This is a genomic window from Flavobacterium sp. N1736 (assembly GCF_025947065.1).
Lineage (GTDB): Bacteria > Bacteroidota > Bacteroidia > Flavobacteriales > Flavobacteriaceae > Flavobacterium.
Map to the genome: position 1 here is coordinate 4,882,075 of NZ_CP109994.1, position 21,093 is coordinate 4,903,167.

The following is a 21,093-nucleotide window of genomic DNA, read 5'->3' on the forward strand; positions in this document are numbered from 1 at the left end:
TTCAAATAACACATTAGTTTAAAAAACAAAAACGCAATAATAGTAAAATGCTATGTTTTCGAAATAGTATTTTTTATAAAAATCTTAAGCAAAGAAAGATGAATAGCAAAAACAAATACAGTCACTTCGGTTTTTTAATATTTTTGATTATTATATTATCATTAGCATGTAATATACCAATTTTTGCCCAGAATAGTGGTAATGGACAACTAACTTTATCAGGAGATGTAAACGTTAATTATGGAGATAGAAAAATTTATACTCTTCAGGATCTTTCTAATACAGATGGTAATGTCGGTTCCAATTATAATAATTTTGAATGGATTTCTGACGGTGATGTATTAACTCCGGACAGTTTCAATAAAAAGGAAGTTCAAATAGAATGGTATTCCTGGGGGCAAAAAACAATAAAAGTTTTATACAATCGTTATGGAGAATCTGAACAGTTTTATGCAGAATTTACGGTAAATGTACAAGCTAATCCCGCAACTCCTGAGCCTCCAGTAATATTAAGCAGCAATTGTAGTCAGGTCGTTTTACAGAGAAGTAATCCTAACTTGAGTAACATTACCTGGTATTGGCAGAGTAGCAGTACAGGAACAAGTACCAGTAACTCAAATACAACAATAACATTAACCAGCGGTACAGAATATTTTTTGCGTGCTAATGCAAACGGAAATTGGGGCCAGGCTTCAAGTGTTCAATACAGTCTTACTCCAACTGCTCCGGTTGTGGGAACAATTACTCAGCCAACATCAACTGTAACAACAGGAAGTGTTGAGCTGTCGAACTTACCAAATGACGGTGTATATATTATTAACCCGGGAAATATCATGCTTGCAGGTTCCAGCAGAATAATAACAGGCTTGAATCCTTCAACAACGTATAATTTTACGGTAACAAATGCTTCAGGCTGTACTTCTCCCGCTTCGGCTAATGTGGTAATAAATGGAGCTCCATCAAGCCAGCTTCCTACGCCAACAATTAGTGGGGTTGTACAACCCACATGTGCTAATAATACAGGGCATTTTGTTATTACTAATTATAACCCTGCCTATACTTATACAGCATTCCCTACTTTAGGAGCTACCTTTTCAGGAGCTAATGTAACCATACAAAATGCAAGAGGAAATGATTATTATATCAGTCCGACCAGTTACATGATAAAAGCAAGTTTAGGGTTGAGTGAATCATATCTTTCTGAGAAAGTAGATATTAATACACAAATAGTAACTCCTGCCGCTCCCGTAATTAGTTCTGTTACTCAGCCTAGCGCATCTTCTACAGGAAGTGTTGTCTTATCAGGTTTACCATTTTATGACAGCTGGACAATTAACCCGGGAAATATCTCCGGACATGGAACTACTGCAACAATAAACGGATTAGCAGCTTCTGCAAAGCCATATAAATTCACAATTACGAATTCATCAGGATGTACGTCTGCTCCTTCTGCTGATGTATTAATTAATGGTTTTTGCGGTATCAGTAATGAAAATTATGTTCATACGATTATTCCTAAAATTGGATCGACTAGTGTATCTGGTTTAGCATCTGATCAAAAAAACGAATCTATAACCTATTATGACGGTATCGGAAGACCAATACAAACCATAGATATAAAAGCAGGTTTTAAAAGTGATGGAACAGCATTAGATATCATAAAACATATAGAATATGATGAGTTTGGCAGGCAGATAAAAGAATATTTGCCCTATACTGATACATTTAATTGTGGAGCCTTTAGAGGAAATACTTTAATAAACCTTGCCATAGATGAGGTTTATAATACGGCTAAATATGAAAATACTCTAAATCCATATTCGGAGAAAAAATTTGAAGCTTCACCACTTAACAGAATATTAAAACAAGCTGCTCCGGGTGAAGATTGGAAATTAGGCAATGGTCACGAAATCAAATTAGATTATCAAACCAATGCAGATAATGAAGTGAAAAATTTTGAGGTGAATTTTGTTTTATCAAATGGTATCTACACTCCAGAACTAACAAATGTGGGTTATTATAATAGTAATGAACTATATAAAAATATTGTCTATGATGAGAATACAAGTGCTGATCCTAGTGAAAAAGATGGGTCAACAGTAGAGTTTAAAAACAAACAAGGACAGGTTGTTTTAAAAAGAACTTACGGAACTGTAGAAAAAGGAACAACGAATGAAGAATACAATACGTATTATGTTTATGATGATTTTGGAAACCTTAGTTTTGTCATTCCTCCAAAAGCAGTAGACCTAATTGATGCTAATACCACTACTGATGCAAACCCAATATCGACAGCGGTAATCGAGCCAGGAAATTCATTGCACATAAAAGCGGCTAATTCTATTACATTAGCAGTAGGATTCCATGCAAAAACAGGCAGTACTTTTTCTGCAGTTATCGGTAGCTATAGCGAAACTGTTTTAGATGATTTATGTTATCAGTACAAATACGACCAAAGAAACAGACTTATAGAAAAAAAATTACCGGGTAAAGATTGGGAATATATCATTTATGATAAACTCGACAGACCAATCCTTACTCAGGATGCTAATTTAAGAATCAATAAAAAATGGCTGTTTACTAAATTCGATGTCTTTAGCAGACCTGTTTATACGGGAGAATATACAAATGCAGAAAAAATAACCCGAACTGATATGCAGATTCTGGTAGATGCAGCTGCAGCAGTTTTTGAAACCAGACAAAGCGTAAACACAATAAACGGAACAACGGTATATTACAGTAACAATGCTTTTCCTAACGATGCAAACATCAATTTGTTTACCATCAACTATTATGATGATTATGGTTTTGATACTATTCCGGTTACGCCTCCTGCACCAATTACAAATACAAAGGGTTTGGCAACGGGAAGCAAAATACGTGTTTTAGGAAAACCAGATTGGATCACCAACTGGAACTATTATGACGATAAAGGAAGACCGGTTTATAGCTATAGTAAAAACGATTACCTGAATACAACAAGCAGCGTAAAAACAGAACTTGATTTTGTTGGTAAGGTTTTACAAACAACATCTACACATTCCAGAAATAGCATTACAACCACTATAGTAGATGCTTTTACCTATGATGGCGCAGGAAGACTGACCAAACAAACACAAGCCATTAACGGAACAACTACGCCTGAAATTATAGTTGCCAATACCTATGATGAATTAGGGCAATTGACCAGTAAAAAAGTAGGTGGAAAAACCGCTCAGGGTTTACAGACCGTAGATTTTAAATATAATATTAGAGGATGGCTCAAAAATATTAATGATGTCAGTGCTATTGGAAATGATTTGTTTGCTTTTCAAATTAATTACAATGAGATTGCCGATATCAATAAAAAATTATTTAACGGAAACATCAGCCAAACTTTTTGGAAAACAGCCAATCAAGATACCGGTTTAAAAAATTACACCTATACGTATGATAAACTAAACAGGCTAACTAATGCGGTTGATAATTTAAACAAATTTAATGAGAGTTTGAATTACGATAAAAACGGGAACATTACTAATCTTGTAAGATTAGGAGAAATTGTGGGCGGAGTTCCATTAATTACCAACCCATCTGATTTTGGTACTATGGATAATCTTGTGTATACGTATGATGGAGGAAATAAACTACAGATAGTGTCAGACAGCGCCAATGATACTTACGGATTCAAGGATGATTTTATTGGAACAGGAGCTGATACAACCACAGATTATACCTATGATGGTAACGGGAATATGAAAACCGACACCAATAAAGGAATTACTAATATAACTTATAATTACCTTAATTTACCAACACAGGTAACAATAGCAGGGCAAAATATAAATTATGAATATGATGCCACAGGAGTAAAACAACAAAAAACAGCAAACGGAATTGTTACTGATTACGCAGGAGGATTTATTTATGAAGGCAATCAATTGAAGTTTTTCTCTCAACCCGAAGGTTACGTAGCCTATAATTCTGGAACTTTTGATTATATTTACCAGTACAAAGACCATTTAGGAAACGTTCGTTTGAGTTATGATAAAAATCTGGCGATTCAGGAAGAGAACAACTATTACCCGTTTGGTCTTAAACAGAAAGGATATAATAATGTTAACAGTATAACTACGGGTAATAGTACCGCACAGAGGTATAAGTTCCAAAGTGAGGAACTTCAAGATGAGCTAGGTCTTAATACATACGCATATGGTTGGCGAGATTATGATCCAGCAATTGGAAGGTTTAATAAAATAGATAGGTATACAGAAAATTACGCTGATGTATCTCCTTATAGTTATATTACCAATAATCCTGTTTTTTTTAGAGAAATAAAAGGAGATAGTATTCGGGCAGTATTTTATGATATTGAGGGAAATAGAAATAAGAAAATTCCAAAAGCAGTTCAAAAAATGTTTAACGAAGAGTTTGGCATCCAAATTGGTTATAACGCAGATACTGAGATGTTATATTTTGTAGGATCTGTAGAGTCTGAATTGTCTCAATCTGCGGATGTAACGAATAGTCTTACTGATGCTTTGAAAGATACAAATGGCGGATCGGATAGCGATAAATATGGTAGAATTGAGTTTGGATATAATAGAAGGCGTCGGGATGGTAGTGGTAATGTTAGCTTAGGTGTGTATTCCGCTGGGTGGACACAGATTGATCTCGCTTCATTTGATTCAAATGGTGATGATAAAAATATTAGATATAGTTCTGCATTAGATCATCGCGCATTTAATATGGCACGGGTATTTGAGCATGAATATTTTGGTCATTTTAAAACAAAAACAGGGGCCGGAGCAGATGGAGGTAGATTTAGCATGGGATCTGCTGTAGAAATTTCTAATGTGTTTAGCAGACAAAGAAACTTGCCAGAAAGACTACATTATGGAGATGGTTACGATAATAGAATTTATTTTGGTAAAACACTACAATATAGTAGTCAAGGTGAACAAAGAAAAGCTGTAAAGGAAATGGTAAACAAACCAGGTACAAACAATTTATTTATTGAAATGAAAAAATAAAATAAAATTATAATGAAAAAAATAAAATTCTTTATCGTAATATTTTTTGTATTTTTTTTAAATTTCACTGAGGCTCAGATTACAAAAACAACCTCATATAGATTTGAAGGGCAAACAGAAAGTCCAAAATTTAGTACTTACAATGTTAATATTTTAACTCTAAATGTGGATAATACTTATAAGTTAATCTTTCAAACCTACGGTTCGAAAAAATTGGCGAAAAAAAATATTATTCGTGAAACAGAAATTGAAGAAGGTATGTGGCATGTCAACGATTCGTTACTGACTCTTTTATCAAAAAATAATCAGCAAGAATTAATCTTTTGCATAAAAAATAAAAACAAAATAAGAGTGGTAATTGATGACGGTGAAATGTCAGCTCTAATATGGAAGAAAATTGATAATGATTAAAGAGGTGATGAACATTCTGTTCACGCGTTAGTATGAGCGTCCAGCCCCGCTCCCCGAAGAGTTCTAATAAAAAAATGCGCAAATGTTTCTGACTTTGCGCATTTTTTTGTTTCTTAGAAATTGTAAACCTGATAAAGTCTCCCGACTTTTTACGCTTAGTTCCTATATTGCCTTGATATTTCACATTCAGGAAACAATATTCTAAGAAAATTAGTTTTAAAGTCAGGAGACTTTATGAGGTTTCTGTTTTTCAATTATATTTGTTTGAAATGGCGCAAAGTCAGAGACATTTGCGCAGCGTGAACAGCGTGAACAAGAACACTTCGTAGAGCGGGGGAACACTTCGTAGAGCGAGGGGCAAATGATGCCTACTATACAAAAACTTACTCCAATTTTACAAGTAAAATAAGATGGATAAAAATAAAGACTTATTGTGGTTTAAAACTGCTATAGAATCTACTTTAAAGGATTATGAAATAAATCACCGTTATTATGAAGACGGGGATTTCGGAAGCCTGAACCAAATTGAATTTAACTCTAAGGAAAAAGGAGGAAATATAGATTTTTGGGGATTAGGATGGTTAGGTGTTTTTCTTTGGGACTATAAAAAAGAAAAAGAAATAATAAATGTATTATTAGAACCAAATCAAGTACAAAAGCAAAAAAGATTACTCGAAGAATTAAAATCGAATTTATGATAATAAATCCCCAATATTTGGGGATTTATTTTTTTAATATATTATCATAAATTTTAAAGTTTTCCCCGCTCCCCGAAGAGTTCTAATAAAAAGCTGCGAAAATGTCCTGACTTTGCGCAATTTTTTGTTTCTTAGAAATTGTAAACAATTAATATACTCTATTTGAAGTGCATCGCATACTTTTATAAGTAGAAAATTAAAAGGTATTAATAATTATTTTATTTGGTTATCATATAAGATAACCACTTTTCATAAAAACAGGGCAATCTTTGAATTATCATAAAAAGAAAAATAATTCAAAAAAGTTCAATGGAAACAAAAGAAATTAAAGACTTAGAATATCTTAGAAAATTAATGAGTCTATATCTAAATACATTAAAGCCGCCAAGTGATAAAACAGAATATTATACTGCCGAAATCAAATTATTACATTACGGAGAGCTTGGTTGTGTTATTACCAACATGCTTAAATTATGTATTGTGGCGATGGATTCTGAATCTCAACAAATTTCAAAAACGATCAAAAGTCCAGCTATAAATGTGGCTCTTATTTTAGAAGTTGTACTCCAGCTGTTTCCTGTGGATGAATTTGAATTGCTAAGCGAAATTAATGAGTTGCTTATTGCGGATTCTAGTAATATTGATAATAAATAATCCTGAAATCAATCTGGTTTCTATAATGTTCAAATGAAAAGGAAACTATAAAGAAAACAAAAAAGCTCCAGATTTCTCTGAAGCTTTACTTAGTAGCGGGAACAGGACTCGAACCTGTGACCTTCGGGTTATGAGCCCGACGAGCTGCCTACTGCTCTATCCCGCGATGTTTCGAGTGCAAAGATAAGCAGTTAATACGGTTATCCAAAGAAATTCAGGAAATATTTTTTTGACGAATCTAAAATTTAATAACTTATTAACATACAGTTTGTTGTGAGTGAAAAAAAGAAATTTAAGATATAGAATCAGCTTTATAATTTAGTAATTCACGGTATGGATTATCTTTTAAACCTAATAAAAAGCCAAAAGCAGGTTCGGTTTTATAGCCTTTTTGTTTTTAAATATTCGATATTGATAAAGTCAATCATTATTATTTATTATAATTTTTCTCTTCTATAATTTCGTCTTCTAATTTTTTGTTGATACTGACTTTAGCATTGGTAAAAACAAAAATCGTGGTTTTGTATTCGCGGGCATTTTTATTCGTTATTTCTCCTGTAATTTTAGAGCTTTCAAAATAGGGACTTGTTTCTTTAATTTCATCACTTATTTCTTCAAAATCCTTAATTCTGATGAGGTTTTTGTATTGTATATCAAGATTAAACCAGTTTACATAATCGGCATTAAAAGAAACTGCTTTGATTCCTTTTTTTGTATAATAATTTATGGCGCCGGCTTGTCCGTAATTGTCGCAAAGCACCAATGTTTTTTCAGGATTGGGCAGAAGTGAATAAACAGAATCTGTTTTACGCGCCAATTCTTTCCATCCCAGCATATCAGCAAAATCCTGAGGTAAATTGTGGTCTTTTCCGTCTTCCCAGCGAAGCATGCCTAGTTTTTTATATTTTTCCGGATGTTTTACTATAGATTCCGGGCTTTTATTTGGAAAAGCCAAATTGTACATCGGAACAAAAAATAATAAAGGTATTGCTATAAATACGGGCTGCAAATAACGTTTCCAACCCGATTTTAAAATTTCGGCAACAAAAACAGATCCAAAAGCAATATAAATTGGATATAAACCAATGGCATAATAGGCTTTTGCCTTAAAGTATAAAAAGACTGCAAGCGTAAAAACGATAGTAGCAAAAAAGAATCTGTATTTTGAAAAAGGCTTGTAAAATACTAAAGCATACAAGGCTGAAATAATAACCAAAAATGAACCAATAAAAAACAATAATTGTTCTTTAAGAAAACCCAATCGATCGACATTTACCAATTGCGTTTTTGCCAATTCTTTCATGTGGTGTACAATTGGAAATTGATTGTTGTATTGCCATAATAGATTTGGCAGAATCAATAATAATCCTAGAACCAAGGCAAAGTAAAGTTTTTTTTCGGCAAATATTTTCCTTTGGTCAGAAAGCAAAAGAGCAGGGAAGAGGCCGATAAGCAGAAATAGAATATTGTATTTGTTTAAAAAACCAAAGGCAAAAACGATAGCGCCAATATAAAACCATTTCTTTTCTTGCGTTATTACATATTGAATAACAATATAATAAAAAGCCGTCCAACATAAAACATCTAATGAGTTGGGCTGATAAAGCATATTAATTCGCAATAATGACGAAAATACAATACAAACCGCACCAAGAATTAAAGCATATAAATTTCCTTTAAGAATTTCAATCGTTTTCCAGACAATTAGCAGCGTTAAAACGCCAAAAAGAGCAGGAAAGAATTTGACCCAGAAAACAGAATTCCCCAGTAAATATATTAAATAAGAAAACCACGAAGTAACCGGCGGAACTGATAAATATCCCCATGCCAAATGATGCGCCTGATCGAGATGTAAATATTCGTCACGCTGTAAATCATATTCAGGACTTAGTAAAACATACTGTAAAACAAATTTTAAAAGAATAAACCCAATTAAGATTATGGTTTTTTTGGTCATCGATATTTTGGTTTTTTTGGCTAAGCTTTTCGATTTTAATTCTTTAGCTAATATAGAATTTTAAGTTAAACATATTGGAGCAAATTCTCAATCACATCATTTTTCCTTCTTTTGCATATTCTTTTTTAATTCCCTGAAGCAGATGATTGAGGTTGATGCTTGTTTTTTCGTCTTCTAATGTACGCAGGCAGGCATATTGAATGATGTTTACAATATTGGCTCCGGTAATGTCGTATTTTTTTGAAAGTTCATTCAGGTTTACATCCTCGGCAATTTTAATTCCTTTAGGCAGATTATTTTTCCAAAGCTGTAAACGCTCGTGATGCGAAGGAACTTCAAACTCAATTATAGACTGAAATCTTCGGGTGAAAGCGGTATCGATATTCGTTTTAAAATTAGAAGCCAGAATAACCAATCCGGGATGATTTTCGATACGCTGCAGTAAATACGAAACTTCCTGATTGGCATATTTATCATGCGCATCCCTAACATTGGTTCTTTTTCCGAAAACGGCATCGGCTTCATCAAAAAAGAGAATCCAGTCTTTATCAGCGGCTTTGTCAAAAAGAGAAGAAAGATTTTTTTCGGTTTCACCAATATATTTCGAAATCACCATAGACAAATCAATTCGGTAGACGTCTCTTTTTGTATATTTTCCTAAAAGTGACGCCGTAAGCGTTTTTCCGGTTCCCGGCGCGCCATAAAACATCACTCGGAAACCGGGTTTTATTTTGGCTTTCATATCCCATTCGTGCAATAAAATCTCATTGAATTTAAGCCAGGTTTCAATTTCTTTAATCTGATTTAAAGTATTCGAATTAAGTACCAAATCATCCCAATCTAATTGTGTTTCGATTAATTGCGCGGGGAAAATACTGCTAAGCTGCGGTTTAAGAATTTTTCCTGTAATGAATTTTTCAACATATTCATCGTCTAAAATAAGTAAACCGCTCAATTTAGGTTCACCATTTGGTACAGATTCTATTTTGATGATTCCCTTTTGATAAAGAAAAGACTGATTATGCAGATAGTTGTAAAATGAAATTCGGTTTTCAAGATCGTTTCCCGCAATCAAAAACTGAGCAGTTTCGCCCGTTGGTAAAATTCCGCGGTGATTCTTTGATTTTATACCGCCAAATTCAGGTAATTCGCCTCCATTTGGCAAATAATCTGAAACCATAGAAGACAGAAATTCCGGGTGAAGATGCGGGATAAAAGCCAATCCCAATAATAAAATCTCAACCTGAGGCAGTTTATTTTCAATAATAAAATTCTCGACAAACGAATTTTTGTCAGCTGCATAAACAGGTTCAATTCTTGTGGTTTCCGAGCCAAAAATTTTATCCATCTGAATTTCAAATTGATATTTGAGTAATGCTTTAAGATTTTTCATCTGTGTCGATATTAAATGAAGATAAATCTGTTTTAATGTGTTTGAAAATGAAAGGAATAAATCGTTTCATAAGTTCATATTCTGAAGCTTTTTTTCCAAAAAGGTAAACTAATTGCCAATTTTTAAAGCATTTTGCCTGATACGCTAAATTTAAATATTCTTCGAGTTTGATTTTCATATCATAGACTTTCTCGGCATCAGTATGTATTAGCCAAATTTCATCAGAAACATGATCGCCGGTTTTCTTAAAGCAGGCAGTAACCGAACTCTGAATATCAAAAGCAAAAAAATCATCCGTTATGTTGAGTTTATCAAGGGTATATTTAAATGCCTGTTGGTCGTTATATTCCTTGTTAAAAACAGAATCTGATGCCGTTATATTGATATAACCGCTAAGCAATTCTTTCATAAAAGACCATGAATAATCTTTCGTGAGATAGTTTTCAATTATAAATTCATTTTTCTGAAAAGGTTCAGTATTTTCAGGAGTATCTGTTAATTCCCAAGCCAATTCCAGTCGGGAAGTTTGGCTGTAGAATTCCATAATTGAGTCATCAACATTTAGTGTTGTATCTAATTTCTTAGGTGGTAAAGCCACCGTCACGGGTGTTTTTATGAGAATTCCATGCGTGTAGGCATTGCCAATTTCCTCAATTAAAGTCCATAAAAACAAGTCTTTATAATTAGTCATATTGTAAAGTATTAGAACTTACCAGATTATTAAATTTTGTAAATGCGCTCATAAAGGCTCTTTGATCTACATATGCTGCCGATACCGCATTTCTGATTTGAATGATGTTTTGATAACCGCCGGATGGTCGGGCCCGTACCAGCCTTTCAAGAAATCCTGACAGACCCTCTCCGTCCGTTCCTCCATCTCTGATTGCTTTGTCATTTAACGCACTCCAAGAGGAGCCGTTTATTGTTATTTGCACAACCGATGAAGGAGGTAATTGTGTAAATCGTTTTGATTTTGTGGCAGGGCCTTTTTCTCTCGTTGTAGGATTATAAGGGCCATAACTCATCGCCACAACATCCGGAATATCCTCAAAAGCGCCCGTATTTCCGTAAGAAACATCCACATTGTAATATAGTATTTCGTTGTGATCCCATACAGCTTCTTTTGCAAAATGTTCAATTTGTCTTTCCATATCTCTTGTATTCATATCGGTTGTACCTGGGAATAAATTTTGGGCTGTTCCGGGTCCGTGTAATCTGTGATTTAAAAGATGTGCTCTTACCCATTGTGTATTACTTCTTAGCGAAACCGGAATGTTTGACCATCCTCTCGGATCATCGGTAGGAGTAGATCCTCTTGTGTTGCCCGGAATTTTTGTTAAAGGTGCCGCTCTCAATATATAGGCTCTGCCTTTGCTGTCTGTTTCAAATTCTACATTTGACACCGGTAATTCAACTCTCACATCCAATACTCCAATTATTACCAAATCAGCAGCGATATTAGCCAAATTAGTTCGTATGCTTTCATAAGCAATCCTAATAGGTGGGTTGCCGTGACCAGTCTCATAAGCATTATCTACAGCCCGTCTGTAACTGCCAATATTCGTTCCCATCACATTTTTTTCACGGAATAGATTTTCAATTGCTCTCCATTTAACTGCATATTGCGAATCTGAATCTCTTTCGTCATGAATTTTTTGACGTTTGTTGTTTAAAAGTTGATTTAAGGTTTGCACATCACTGTACACATTAACTTCAACACGTTCAACTGTACCTTCAATTTTAAGATTATGACCGCCATCGACATTTACAGCATGTTCTAATCCGATAATGGTAGGGATTTCTGCATTTGGATCAGTTCCTGCGGTTTCTGTTACAGGCGCAGCTTTGACGGTTATTGGGGTACTGTGATTATTAATGTTTGGCATTTCAGCATTAATATTCCAGTTTTGCCCACTTCGCGCTGCAGTAAGTCGGGTAAAGTGATTGTGTCTTTTTATAATATCCAGCTGTGCATGAATTTGTTCTTCGTTTAATGGTGTATGTTCAGATTCTGTTGCTAAAGCACGTAAAGCTTCCAGACCAGTTCCCCATTGATGTAAAACCTCAGGAGTAGGAGGATGCGGCGGAACATCAGCACCGGGAGGTGTTCCTGTTTCTCCGGCATTTGGATTTCCGGTAGAATCTGTAACCTGTGGAGTTTCACTGCCTTCTCCGCCCGTTGCACCTTCCTGAAATTCGGCAGGATGTTCCGCATCTGTTGACTGAGGAGGCGGTACGTGGTCATTCATCAAATCGGTCATGAACTTATCTGAATTGAAATCAACAGGAGCAAATTCAATTTCAGGCAATTGGTCTGAACCTAAAACATAATCTACATCTGCGCCAATACCAAATTCACCCGGCAAAGGATATTCTAATTCGCCCAAAGGCCATGTCCATTTATCATCTGGCGCAGGCGACCACCACGGGCTGTCTAATTCAACAAACAAATCACCGCCCAGTGCTAAAAAGGGCTGTGCCGCCATTTCGGCGTGACCGTGAATGTAAAATTCTCCCTGTCTTCCCGCTTCCGGCGAAGCAGTTTCTCTGTAACCTATCGTTGGCGTGGCATCAACATAACCCCTAATTCCGGCAAGAGCATTAACGCCAACACCCACTTTTATGTCGTGACCTAATACCTCGACGCCTAAACCGCCTTCTGCACGCAATCGCAATCCTGCAAACATCGACATATTAAAAGAGGCCGAAAGACTAAAATCATTAAATACTGCCGGATCAGTAGAGTAAGTTCCGACAGCCCTGATATTATAAATTTTTGCAGGACCAATTTTAGCCAAAGCTTCTAATCCAATATTGGCAAATAAGAAAACATTTCCAACCAAAGGAACGCCATACATCGTGCGAACTTCGACCGTAAAAATCTCTCTAATATAATCGCGCTGAGCAAATAATTCGACTTCTGCCGGCGGCGTTATTTCTCCATGAATCGTAACATGACCTTCATTATCGATAATAACCATGGCTCTGCCCGTCATCCATTCGGTAAAACTAAAATCGACTTCACCCCAGCCCGCCATAGCTCTTGGTCCGGGCGTTGGAGAGCTGTTTGCCTCAGGAATTCCATTCGTTTCTCTGGCACTCTCGTCAATTTGAGAAGGATCGAGCTGACTTAAAGCGGCATTTCTGGCTGTTGCTGCATCGGTAACCAATAATGTTACCTGACCGCTTATTTTATCCGTTTGATAACCAACAGTTCCTCTAATGTCGAAAGTTCCGTTTAAAAAAGCAGCATGAATAGCACCGTTAAAATTGGCGATATTTACAGCCAGATCAATTTCTCCGGTGATGTTTCCTTCGGTATTGCGTTCAATTGTAATTTGGGTTGGATTTAAGTTAGGAACCTCAATAGTTCCATTCGCTCTAAATGTGACAGCATCGCCCTGAATACCAAAATCAAGAGAGGCGTTTACAAAACCACCTAATCTAACAGGAATTCCGTTTGCTGTTAAGGTTAGATTTCCACCTTCGATACTATTCTGAACATTCGGAACACTTGTAACATCAATTCCAACCCAGCCAAAAGCTTCACTATTGTCCCTGATAGCATTGATTAATCCGGCAGGATTTCCAACAAGTCTGTCTCCTGTTTTTACCGTAACATATCCGGATATAGCATCATTTTGAATTTGAATCGCCAAAGCCGGAGTAATATTTAGACTTGAAAGCGAACTTAAATAACTAATATTGAGATTAATACTTTGTCTGTTATCTTTTGTGTTGTACGTACCATCTGTATTTTTTTTCATTTTGATAGTACCAGATGCCCATTGCCCAAACGTTACATTTACATCTGTCCCTCGACTTCCGGCTGCTTCAATTTGAGATGCAATGGCTTCCGGCGGCGTAAATGTTGCCGTTTGTAACGAAATACTTTCGCCACTGCTTGCTGTAGACGAAGCAGAAGCTGGTGCAGAAGTTGGAGGCGAAGCCGGAGCAGTTACCGTTTTCTGAATCATTTTTGGCTGAATCGTACTGGCTCCCTGTTGAACCGTATGCGTCAATTCATGTGCTAAAAGATGTTTTCCTGCAGTTGAATTTGGGTTGTATTTGCCTTCATTAAAATAAATATCATTTCCCGTAGCAAATGCCTGCGAACCCAATTCTTTGTTCATTTGAACGGCATTCGAATCATTATGGATTTTTACATTGCTAAAATCAGCTCCAAAACCAGATTCCATTTCGTTTTTTACAGATCCTGACAAAGCAGAACCACCGCCTTTACTATTGTTTAAATTGCTTTCAAGATTAGAATTTTCGTTAGGATTTCCATCGGCACTGGCACTCATTTGGAGTTCTTTTTCGTCTTCTTTGCTCTGGATTTCGTCTTCCTCTTTGGACTGAATTTCTTCATCGGCTTTTTTTGGCTGAATTTGCGATTTCGGACTTGTCACTTTTTCGACTGCCTTTGGAGATTCAGGAACAGCAGTTTCAGTTTTATTTTGAACGGTTTCTTCTTTCTCTGTTTTTAACTGAACAACAGGCGTAACAGATTCTGCTATTGATTTTTCCTGCACCGTATTTTCAGTTTCTTTTTGCTTTTGTTGTGGTTCATTTGATTTTTTTTGAACAACAGGCGACGGATTAAAGAAAGATTCTGAAGACGTATTTTTTTGTTTTTGTGATATGATTTGATCTGCAGCTTTATCAGCTTCAACTTCATATTTATCATTCGATTTACCAATGTTTAGCTTTGCCTGAACGCCAAAAAAATCCTCACCCCGTCTTGCACTAAAAGCAGATGGAGTAGCAGGATTTGATTTTGATTTTTGACTGAATGCTGACATTTAATGAATTAATTGGTTACACTGAATTTGCCTTTTAATGTTGGACTATTCCCCGGATTAATTACCTTAATTTCGACTTTAAAAAAGATACAATCTTTTGATGTTACGGCAAATGACTGCGTTTCTGACCTGCCAACATCAAATCGTCTGTCAGGTACATTTACAGTTCCACCTTGTATTGCTGTAATTGAAAGAAGATAATGCGGTTCTTTATTAGGTTTAAGCCACTTTGCAGTTGAGGTTATTTTAAAATTCCCTTTTGAACAGAAAGTTGACTGAGAAAGAACTGTATCATTTATTTTAAACTCGTTATCGTTTTGTGGTAATTGAAAGGCTTCTCCACAGCAATTATCAAGACCGCCGCCTTTTTGTTCTATTAGTTTATTATCAAGAGTGCCAATAGTTTCAGGGCCAACAACGCCATCAGTAGCCAGATCATTCTTGTTTTGAAAGTCGATTACCGCATTTCGTGTTTCGCTTCCAAAATCTCCGTCTGCGCCAAAATTGTTTAAATTTTGTCCCGTTTCCATTAATCCTTTTTGCAATTCCCTGACTGCTATACCTTTTTGTCCCGTTGAGATGAGCATTTCGTCATCATTTGCTTTTTCAAGATTTGTATTTCCTTTAAACTGTGGATTATCAGGTCCTTCTGCCTGCAAATCCTCAGGATGGTTTTCAAGGGATTTCTGTATTGTTCCTGATTTTTGTTTCGCTCCGGTTTGTTGAATCGTATGCGTTAATTCATGAGCCAAAAGATGCTTTCCTTCTCTTGAATCAGGATTGTATTTTCCTTTGTTAAAATAAACATCGTTACCATTCGTAAAAGCCTGAGCGCCCAAATCCTGACTCATTTGCACAGCATTTGTGTCCGTATGAATTTTTACATTGCTAAAATCGGTTCCAAATCCGGACTCCATTTCTCCTTTAGTTTTTTTATCCAATCCGGCTCCGTTTCCTTTAGAATTATCGAGTTTTTCTTCGAGTTTATTATTTTCAACTTCAGATTCTGAATTTTGTTCTTTCTTTTGAACCGCTTTATCTTCTTCTTTTTCCTCTTTTTTCTGAGCCTTTTCTTCTTTTTCGCACTCAGCACACTTTGCCTGAACCGGCTTTTCTTCTTCCTTTTTATCTTCTTTTTTCTGAACCGGTTTTTCCTCCTCTTTTTCTTTCTTCTGAACCGGTTTTTCTTCCTCTTTATCAGATTTTTTTTGAACAGGTTCTTCTTCTTTCATGTCTTTGGACTGAACAGAAGTAATGGTTTCTGAAATAGGTTTTTGCTGCAATGCTTCTTTCGATTGCAGAAGCCCGCTTCCTGATGCATTATTATTCACCACTTTATCGGCAACTCGGTCAGCTTCAACTTCAAATTGATCGCCGGGAGTTCCGGTTTTTAGTTTCTTCTGAATTTTTGGCGCAAAAAAACTGCTGTCGGACGGACTATTTTTTTTTCGTTGTTCAAATGCTCTCATAACTATATATTTTTACCATTGAGAATAGATTAATTTTTCTAGCCACGGAATCTTAACAATGCTAATATTCCACGGAATTTTTTCTAATAAAAGATCCTGTGTCTTTCGTTCAATTGTCACTTTCGGATTCGATTCTGTCAAGTCTAATTTGCCTTCTCTCTGAAGAAATTCGCTCCTTAAAACACCCGTAGAAGTATTCTTTAAAGCCGACCAATGCTCCACAACAGATTCTAACATTTCTTCTACGTGCTGTTTGTGCCGATCGTCAATTTTAATATCTCTCCTTATAGATTGCTGCAATGGAATTCCGCATAAAAACTTCTCAAAAAGCATAGCGTGTTCATAATCATTTTCTCTTTTTGTAGCCGCATAATGCAAAATATGCGCTGCTAATTCTTTATCAGAAACAGCATTTTTTTCGTCTATCAACTCACAGCTTTTTAACATTTCTTTCAAAAATGGATGCAGAATTATCAAACCTGCATTTTGTACATAACACGTTTTAAAATCGATATTTTCTTCCTCGATTTCATCTTCATTTTTACTTATAGATTCCTCTTTTACAGAAAGATTTTCGACTTTCAATTCCGATATATTTTCATCAGTATAAAGCGGTTCTTTTTCTTCCGGTTTAAGTATTGATTCCTCTTTTTCGGAAGGATTTTCGGTTGTCAAATTCGATGTATTTTCTTCAGGATGAAGCGGTTCTTTTTCTTCAGGTTTACTTATTAATGTATCTTTTACAGAAGAATTGATTTCGACTTTTAATTCGGTTGTATTTTCTTCTTTATTTATGTTTGAAGAAGTTTCTTCTTCTTTTAAAGTTTCCTTTTCTTCATAATAAATAATCTCTTTATTGATTTTTAAATCCGTAGGTTTTATTATTGATTCTGTCTTTTCTATTGATTCTGCTTTTTTAGAAATCAAATAATTATCTTTTGTTTTTTGAAGCTCTTTGTCAGTAAAATCAGGCAATGCAAATGTTTTTATGTTTTGAATAAAAAGATCAAAAGACATTTTTTTTGATACAAAAACAGCTTGATTTTCGTCGTAAAAAGAGATAAGACCAAAATATTTTTTATCCGTCCAGACTTCAAAAATCATTTGCCAAAATGATGCTTTAAAAACATGCGATTGGTTGTCGAGTATTTTTAATAATGTACTTTTTGCAACTATTTTTTGATTCACTTCAAAACTCAGAAAAGCAGCACTCAAAAGAGCAATTTCATTATTTGAAAACTGATTAATGATTCGTTTTCGAACTTTTTTCTGATGTATTAATCTGCGAAACGGAATACTGAAAGTCTCATTTTGAAGTGTGTTGAAATCAATTTTTTCAAAAAACACTTTTTCATCTTCTTTAATAATCCACCAGGGCATGCTTCCGTTTTCTATAAAATAAAGCAGCGTTTTAATCTCTTTATCTTTTGAAGAAATAACCTGCCATTCTGATGCATTTTGACTCTCATTTTTAGCCGATTTTTTTAGCTCATTTATGGTCTTCTGAACCTCTTTTTCGAGTTGGTTTTTTATATCGTTTTTCGTTTCACTATTAGAAAAGAAAAGGTCATTTTTCTTGGTATCTGACTGTATGGAAAAATCTAATTTTTCTATCTGAATTATCTGATCCTCAATGTTTTCAATGTTATTAAATTGTTTTTCTAAAAGAGGAAACAGCTCATTTTTCAGGAACATAGCAAGGTTGTTTTTAATAGAATCAGCCATCGCCATAGACGGTGTTTCTATCTCTAAAAAAACTTTTTGAATACTATGTATTTTTTTAGTCATTTTTTTTGGTGTTATAATTTTTTTGTCTATCTTTACTACTCCTTAATAGGAATACTGGGCCATATGTTCGTTGTAGTCTGTGTTTGTTTCGTGTGATGCGTTTCGTATCTTTTCTCGTTTCTTTCATGTTCTTCAGTGTTAAGCGCCCCATTAAGCTTCAGACCCGCTAGCTTTATTTGGTCTGAAGCTTTTTTCATTTTACTGCACTAGTATCTTCACAAAAACACCTTCGTTTGCCGGTTTCTGAAAATAAAAATCTGCTTTTAAAGCATAAGTACCAATCACTGTGGAAATTAAAGCAGGATTTATAGGTACCGTATTATTAATATGAATCATGTATTTGCTGATATGATCTTCATTGTGTAGTTTTCTTCTAAGGTTCATGAATAAAACTACCGCATCATTGGTGTTTTTCAGTTGCGTAACATAATAGTTATACATGGTACTGTTTGCCCAGTTTCCGTTTGTCCAGTCACCGCCAACATAAATATCGGTAAGTCTTGGGTCTGCAGCAGTAAGTGCTCTGGCAATTTCACGTAATTCCTGTGCGACAGATTTTTTAGGATCTACACTCGGAATACGCTCAAAGTATTCGAATTTGTCTATAAATCTTTGGAATTTAGAAGTGACTTCATGAGTAATCAAACGTCTTTTTAAATTTTCCCATTTTGCCCAATCGTCATTAAATCTTCCAAAATCATCATCATCTTTATTAATAGGATCATAAGTACCGTGAATTTTTTGATATACTTTCGGGTTGTGCGCATTAATAAGCGTGCAGGTAATACCTGAAGAACTGTATACTCTGCCATTTTTTGTAATTCCGGTTTCGGTAAATTTATATACAGGACTGCTGGATTTTTGAGTAATATCCTGAACTTCAAATTCGAATTTGTCCTTATCTAATTTCATGATTTTGAGTTTCTTTTGTGTCTCCATAAAATCAAACAAAAGACCTGTTGGAAATTGTTTGTTCAGTGTTTCCATCACCACATGAAGACGACGTACAAGTATATCATGTAAAGGAATTCTAATAATAACCGGAACATTGATTAAATTGACACCATTAATCGTGTATCTACGAACATTAAGTACATAATGCGTTGGCATTGCCTTGATTTTGCTTGGTGATCCATTTAAGCTTCGGGATAAATTATTGATGTATTTTAAAGAACTAATCCACGGATATAAACATTCTGTTATTGTATAAGCGCCTAAACCGCTGTCCGGATTTATTTTGTCGTCAATCGCAAAATCAGTTATAAATGTGGTTCCGGATTTCAACAATAATAATGTTCCTCCTTTTTTTACGCCGGCTTTATGCTCAAACGAATAATTGGTGTTGAATAGGATTTTTAAATCGGCTGCATTTTCAACAATATCCAAAATGTAAAAATCAAAATCCAATCCGTATTCTATTCTTTTTGAGTTTAAAAACGTTTTTACATCATCTACACTGTCGTTTAGATAACCTTCGATTCGATAAAAATCATAATCATCTGTACAATAACCCAGTGGCGATTTAATGTAATCGTTGTTCACCAGATTTGTGGTATGATAACTAAAATTGGTTTGATGAATATAAAGACTGCTTTTTTCAAAATCCCAGGCATGCAATAAAGTATCATCGACATTGTAGTAATAAGGAACCGATTTTGCACCTAATTTACCCATTGTTTTAGATGGCGTAATTTTAATGCTATTGGCAGTTACCTGATAATTATCTAAAATACTTTTAAGTCTTCGCACTAAAGAATCAAAATTGTTGAACGTTTTATTTTGATCTAAAACAGGCGCTTTATAAAATTGATGTCTGTAATTTTTAAAGCGATTTTTATCTTCTACAATTCCCAATAGCAAATGTTTTGGAAATGAATTTATTGGCGGATTGCATTCTGTTTTTAGCTGAATAAAAAGATCTTTCAGTTCTTTGTAAGTCGCCACAACATCTTTTAATAAATCATATCGATAATGAATATCTGCCGGAATATTATTTGGGTCAATGCTAAGCAACGCACTAATACGCGTGTTAATAGCCGCAAGCTGTGTTACATAACCAAAAGGTATAAGAACGGTAGCTAAATTGGCAAGCAAGTCAGATTGAAACGAAACATCATTGACAACCGTGTTAAAAAGCTGTTTGATTTGATTGGCTGTTGCCGTACTATTAAATGTTGGAATTACTTTTTTTACGCCCAATTCGTCAAGCGAACTGTATTTTTCATAAACATCATATTTGTTGTAAAGACTGTCTTTTTCGGCAAAACCGTTTTTACCAATAATACTATTTGCATTTGCCTGACTCACAAGCAATACTCGTACATTAAAAATTTCTTCGCCACCTTTATTCGAACAATCGATTTCATCACACAAAGAAGCATCTTTAGTATAGTTTTCAAGATACAGAACAATAACATGATCTTTTAAATTAACAAAACTGCCCAACAAAGATTCGCCGCTTTCCAACGGAGTTCCAATTGGTTTTTCAGGCAATAACTCCCACATTGGCAGCATCACATTGTTTATATCTTTAAAAGGAAGATATTTGCCTTTGTCATTATCAAATAATCGGTAGGATTTATAGTCAATTTTTGAAAAATCAACGGAGAATAATTTTTGTTTAATAGCAGTTGCCAATGGCTTGTTGGTTTCTTTTTTTAATCGAATCAAATCGCCGTCAGTAGTAATTCCGGTTCCCTGAGTTATGGTTACGGTAGTATAATCAGCATTGGTTGAAACCTGAAAGCCACAAACAATCCCTGTACCGGAAAGAAATATTCTGTTTAATCGATTTTGGTCATCAAAATAATCAATAGTTTCGTTAAGCTGAAAGTGCGTTAACACCTGATCTTCTACATAACTATGATAATGCCCTGTGATGGTGGAAAGTTTTGTTGCCATGACCT

11 protein-coding genes, 1 tRNA gene and 1 pseudogene are annotated in these 21,093 nt (G+C 34.9%); 4 read left to right on the forward strand and 9 right to left on the reverse strand.

From position 1 onward, the window contains the following. Nucleotides 1–98 precede the first annotated feature (98 nt). The 4 genes from OLM54_RS20685 (at nucleotide 99) to OLM54_RS20700 (ending at nucleotide 6,775) form a co-directional block, all read left to right on the forward strand. The gene (locus OLM54_RS20685) at nucleotides 99–5,012 is read left to right on the forward strand and encodes a DUF6443 domain-containing protein (protein ID WP_264536422.1); all 4,914 of its coding nucleotides are present in this window, start codon (nucleotides 99–101) and stop codon (nucleotides 5,010–5,012) included. Nucleotides 5,013–5,024: 12 nt separating this feature from the next. Next, a complete protein-coding gene (locus OLM54_RS20690) occupies nucleotides 5,025–5,423 on the forward strand; it encodes a hypothetical protein (protein WP_264536423.1) in 399 nt (132 codons plus the stop codon). A 410-nt stretch (nucleotides 5,424–5,833) separates the two neighbouring features. After that, nucleotides 5,834–6,121: a hypothetical protein gene (locus OLM54_RS20695; RefSeq protein WP_264536424.1), complete on the forward strand. Its 288-nt coding sequence runs from the start codon at nucleotides 5,834–5,836 to the stop codon at nucleotides 6,119–6,121. A gap of 309 nt (nucleotides 6,122–6,430) precedes the next feature. Further along, nucleotides 6,431–6,775, forward strand: a complete 345-nt coding sequence (locus OLM54_RS20700) for a hypothetical protein (RefSeq protein ID WP_264536425.1) — start codon at nucleotides 6,431–6,433, stop codon at nucleotides 6,773–6,775. A 93-nt stretch (nucleotides 6,776–6,868) separates the two neighbouring features. Here the strand turns inward: OLM54_RS20700 and OLM54_RS20705 are convergent. From OLM54_RS20705 to OLM54_RS20745, 9 genes and pseudogenes are all read right to left on the reverse strand, one after another. Then, nucleotides 6,869–6,941: transfer RNA gene (locus OLM54_RS20705), tRNA-Met, on the reverse strand. 126 nt (nucleotides 6,942–7,067) lie between these two features. After that, nucleotides 7,068–7,160 (reverse strand): annotated as a pseudogene (locus OLM54_RS20710) (hypothetical protein); the annotation flags it as partial. A 45-nt stretch (nucleotides 7,161–7,205) separates the two neighbouring features. Beyond that, on the reverse strand, nucleotides 7,206–8,732 hold the full coding sequence (locus tag OLM54_RS20715) for an ArnT family glycosyltransferase (RefSeq protein WP_264536426.1): 1,527 nt from the start codon (nucleotides 8,730–8,732) through the stop codon (nucleotides 7,206–7,208). A gap of 91 nt (nucleotides 8,733–8,823) precedes the next feature. Then, a complete protein-coding gene (locus OLM54_RS20720) occupies nucleotides 8,824–10,125 on the reverse strand; it encodes an ATP-binding protein (protein ID WP_264536427.1) in 1,302 nt (433 codons plus the stop codon). Further along, complete coding sequence (locus OLM54_RS20725) at nucleotides 10,112–10,816, reverse strand: hypothetical protein (protein ID WP_264536428.1); 705 nt, start codon at nucleotides 10,814–10,816, stop codon at nucleotides 10,112–10,114. The genes OLM54_RS20720 and OLM54_RS20725 overlap by 14 nt, the downstream gene beginning before the upstream one ends. Next, nucleotides 10,809–14,930: a DUF4157 domain-containing protein gene (locus tag OLM54_RS20730; protein ID WP_264536429.1), complete on the reverse strand. Its 4,122-nt coding sequence runs from the start codon at nucleotides 14,928–14,930 to the stop codon at nucleotides 10,809–10,811. Before OLM54_RS20730 ends, OLM54_RS20725 begins: the two co-directional genes overlap by 8 nt. Nucleotides 14,931–14,938: 8 nt before the next feature. After that, nucleotides 14,939–16,399, reverse strand: coding sequence for a DUF4157 domain-containing protein (locus tag OLM54_RS20735; protein ID WP_264536430.1), 1,461 nt, complete (start codon nucleotides 16,397–16,399; stop codon nucleotides 14,939–14,941). Between the two features lie 12 nt (nucleotides 16,400–16,411). Continuing rightward, complete coding sequence (locus tag OLM54_RS20740) at nucleotides 16,412–18,187, reverse strand: contractile injection system tape measure protein (protein WP_264536431.1); 1,776 nt, start codon at nucleotides 18,185–18,187, stop codon at nucleotides 16,412–16,414. Between the two features lie 198 nt (nucleotides 18,188–18,385). After that, nucleotides 18,386–21,088 carry a hypothetical protein gene (locus tag OLM54_RS20745; protein WP_264536432.1) on the reverse strand — a complete coding sequence of 901 codons (2,703 nt, stop codon included), beginning with the start codon at nucleotides 21,086–21,088 and terminating at the stop codon, nucleotides 18,386–18,388. Between the last annotated feature and the right edge of the window lie 5 nt (nucleotides 21,089–21,093).

Bases quoted from the DNA above. Each gene is read 5' to 3' on its own strand.
- OLM54_RS20685 (WP_264536422.1), top strand. From the start codon at position 99: ATGAATAGCAAAAACAAATACAGTCACTTCGGTTTTTTAATATTTTTG.
- OLM54_RS20690 (WP_264536423.1), top strand. From the start codon at position 5,025: ATGAAAAAAATAAAATTCTTTATCGTAATATTTTTTGTATTTTTTTTA.
- OLM54_RS20695 (WP_264536424.1), top strand. From the start codon at position 5,834: ATGGATAAAAATAAAGACTTATTGTGGTTTAAAACTGCTATAGAATCT.
- OLM54_RS20700 (WP_264536425.1), top strand. From the start codon at position 6,431: ATGGAAACAAAAGAAATTAAAGACTTAGAATATCTTAGAAAATTAATG.
- OLM54_RS20715 (WP_264536426.1), bottom strand. From the start codon at position 8,732: ATGACCAAAAAAACCATAATCTTAATTGGGTTTATTCTTTTAAAATTT.
- OLM54_RS20720 (WP_264536427.1), bottom strand. From the start codon at position 10,125: ATGAAAAATCTTAAAGCATTACTCAAATATCAATTTGAAATTCAGATG.
- OLM54_RS20725 (WP_264536428.1), bottom strand. From the start codon at position 10,816: ATGACTAATTATAAAGACTTGTTTTTATGGACTTTAATTGAGGAAATT.
- OLM54_RS20730 (WP_264536429.1), bottom strand. From the start codon at position 14,930: ATGTCAGCATTCAGTCAAAAATCAAAATCAAATCCTGCTACTCCATCT.
- OLM54_RS20735 (WP_264536430.1), bottom strand. From the start codon at position 16,399: ATGAGAGCATTTGAACAACGAAAAAAAAATAGTCCGTCCGACAGCAGT.
- OLM54_RS20740 (WP_264536431.1), bottom strand. From the start codon at position 18,187: ATGACTAAAAAAATACATAGTATTCAAAAAGTTTTTTTAGAGATAGAA.
- OLM54_RS20745 (WP_264536432.1), bottom strand. From the start codon at position 21,088: ATGGCAACAAAACTTTCCACCATCACAGGGCATTATCATAGTTATGTA.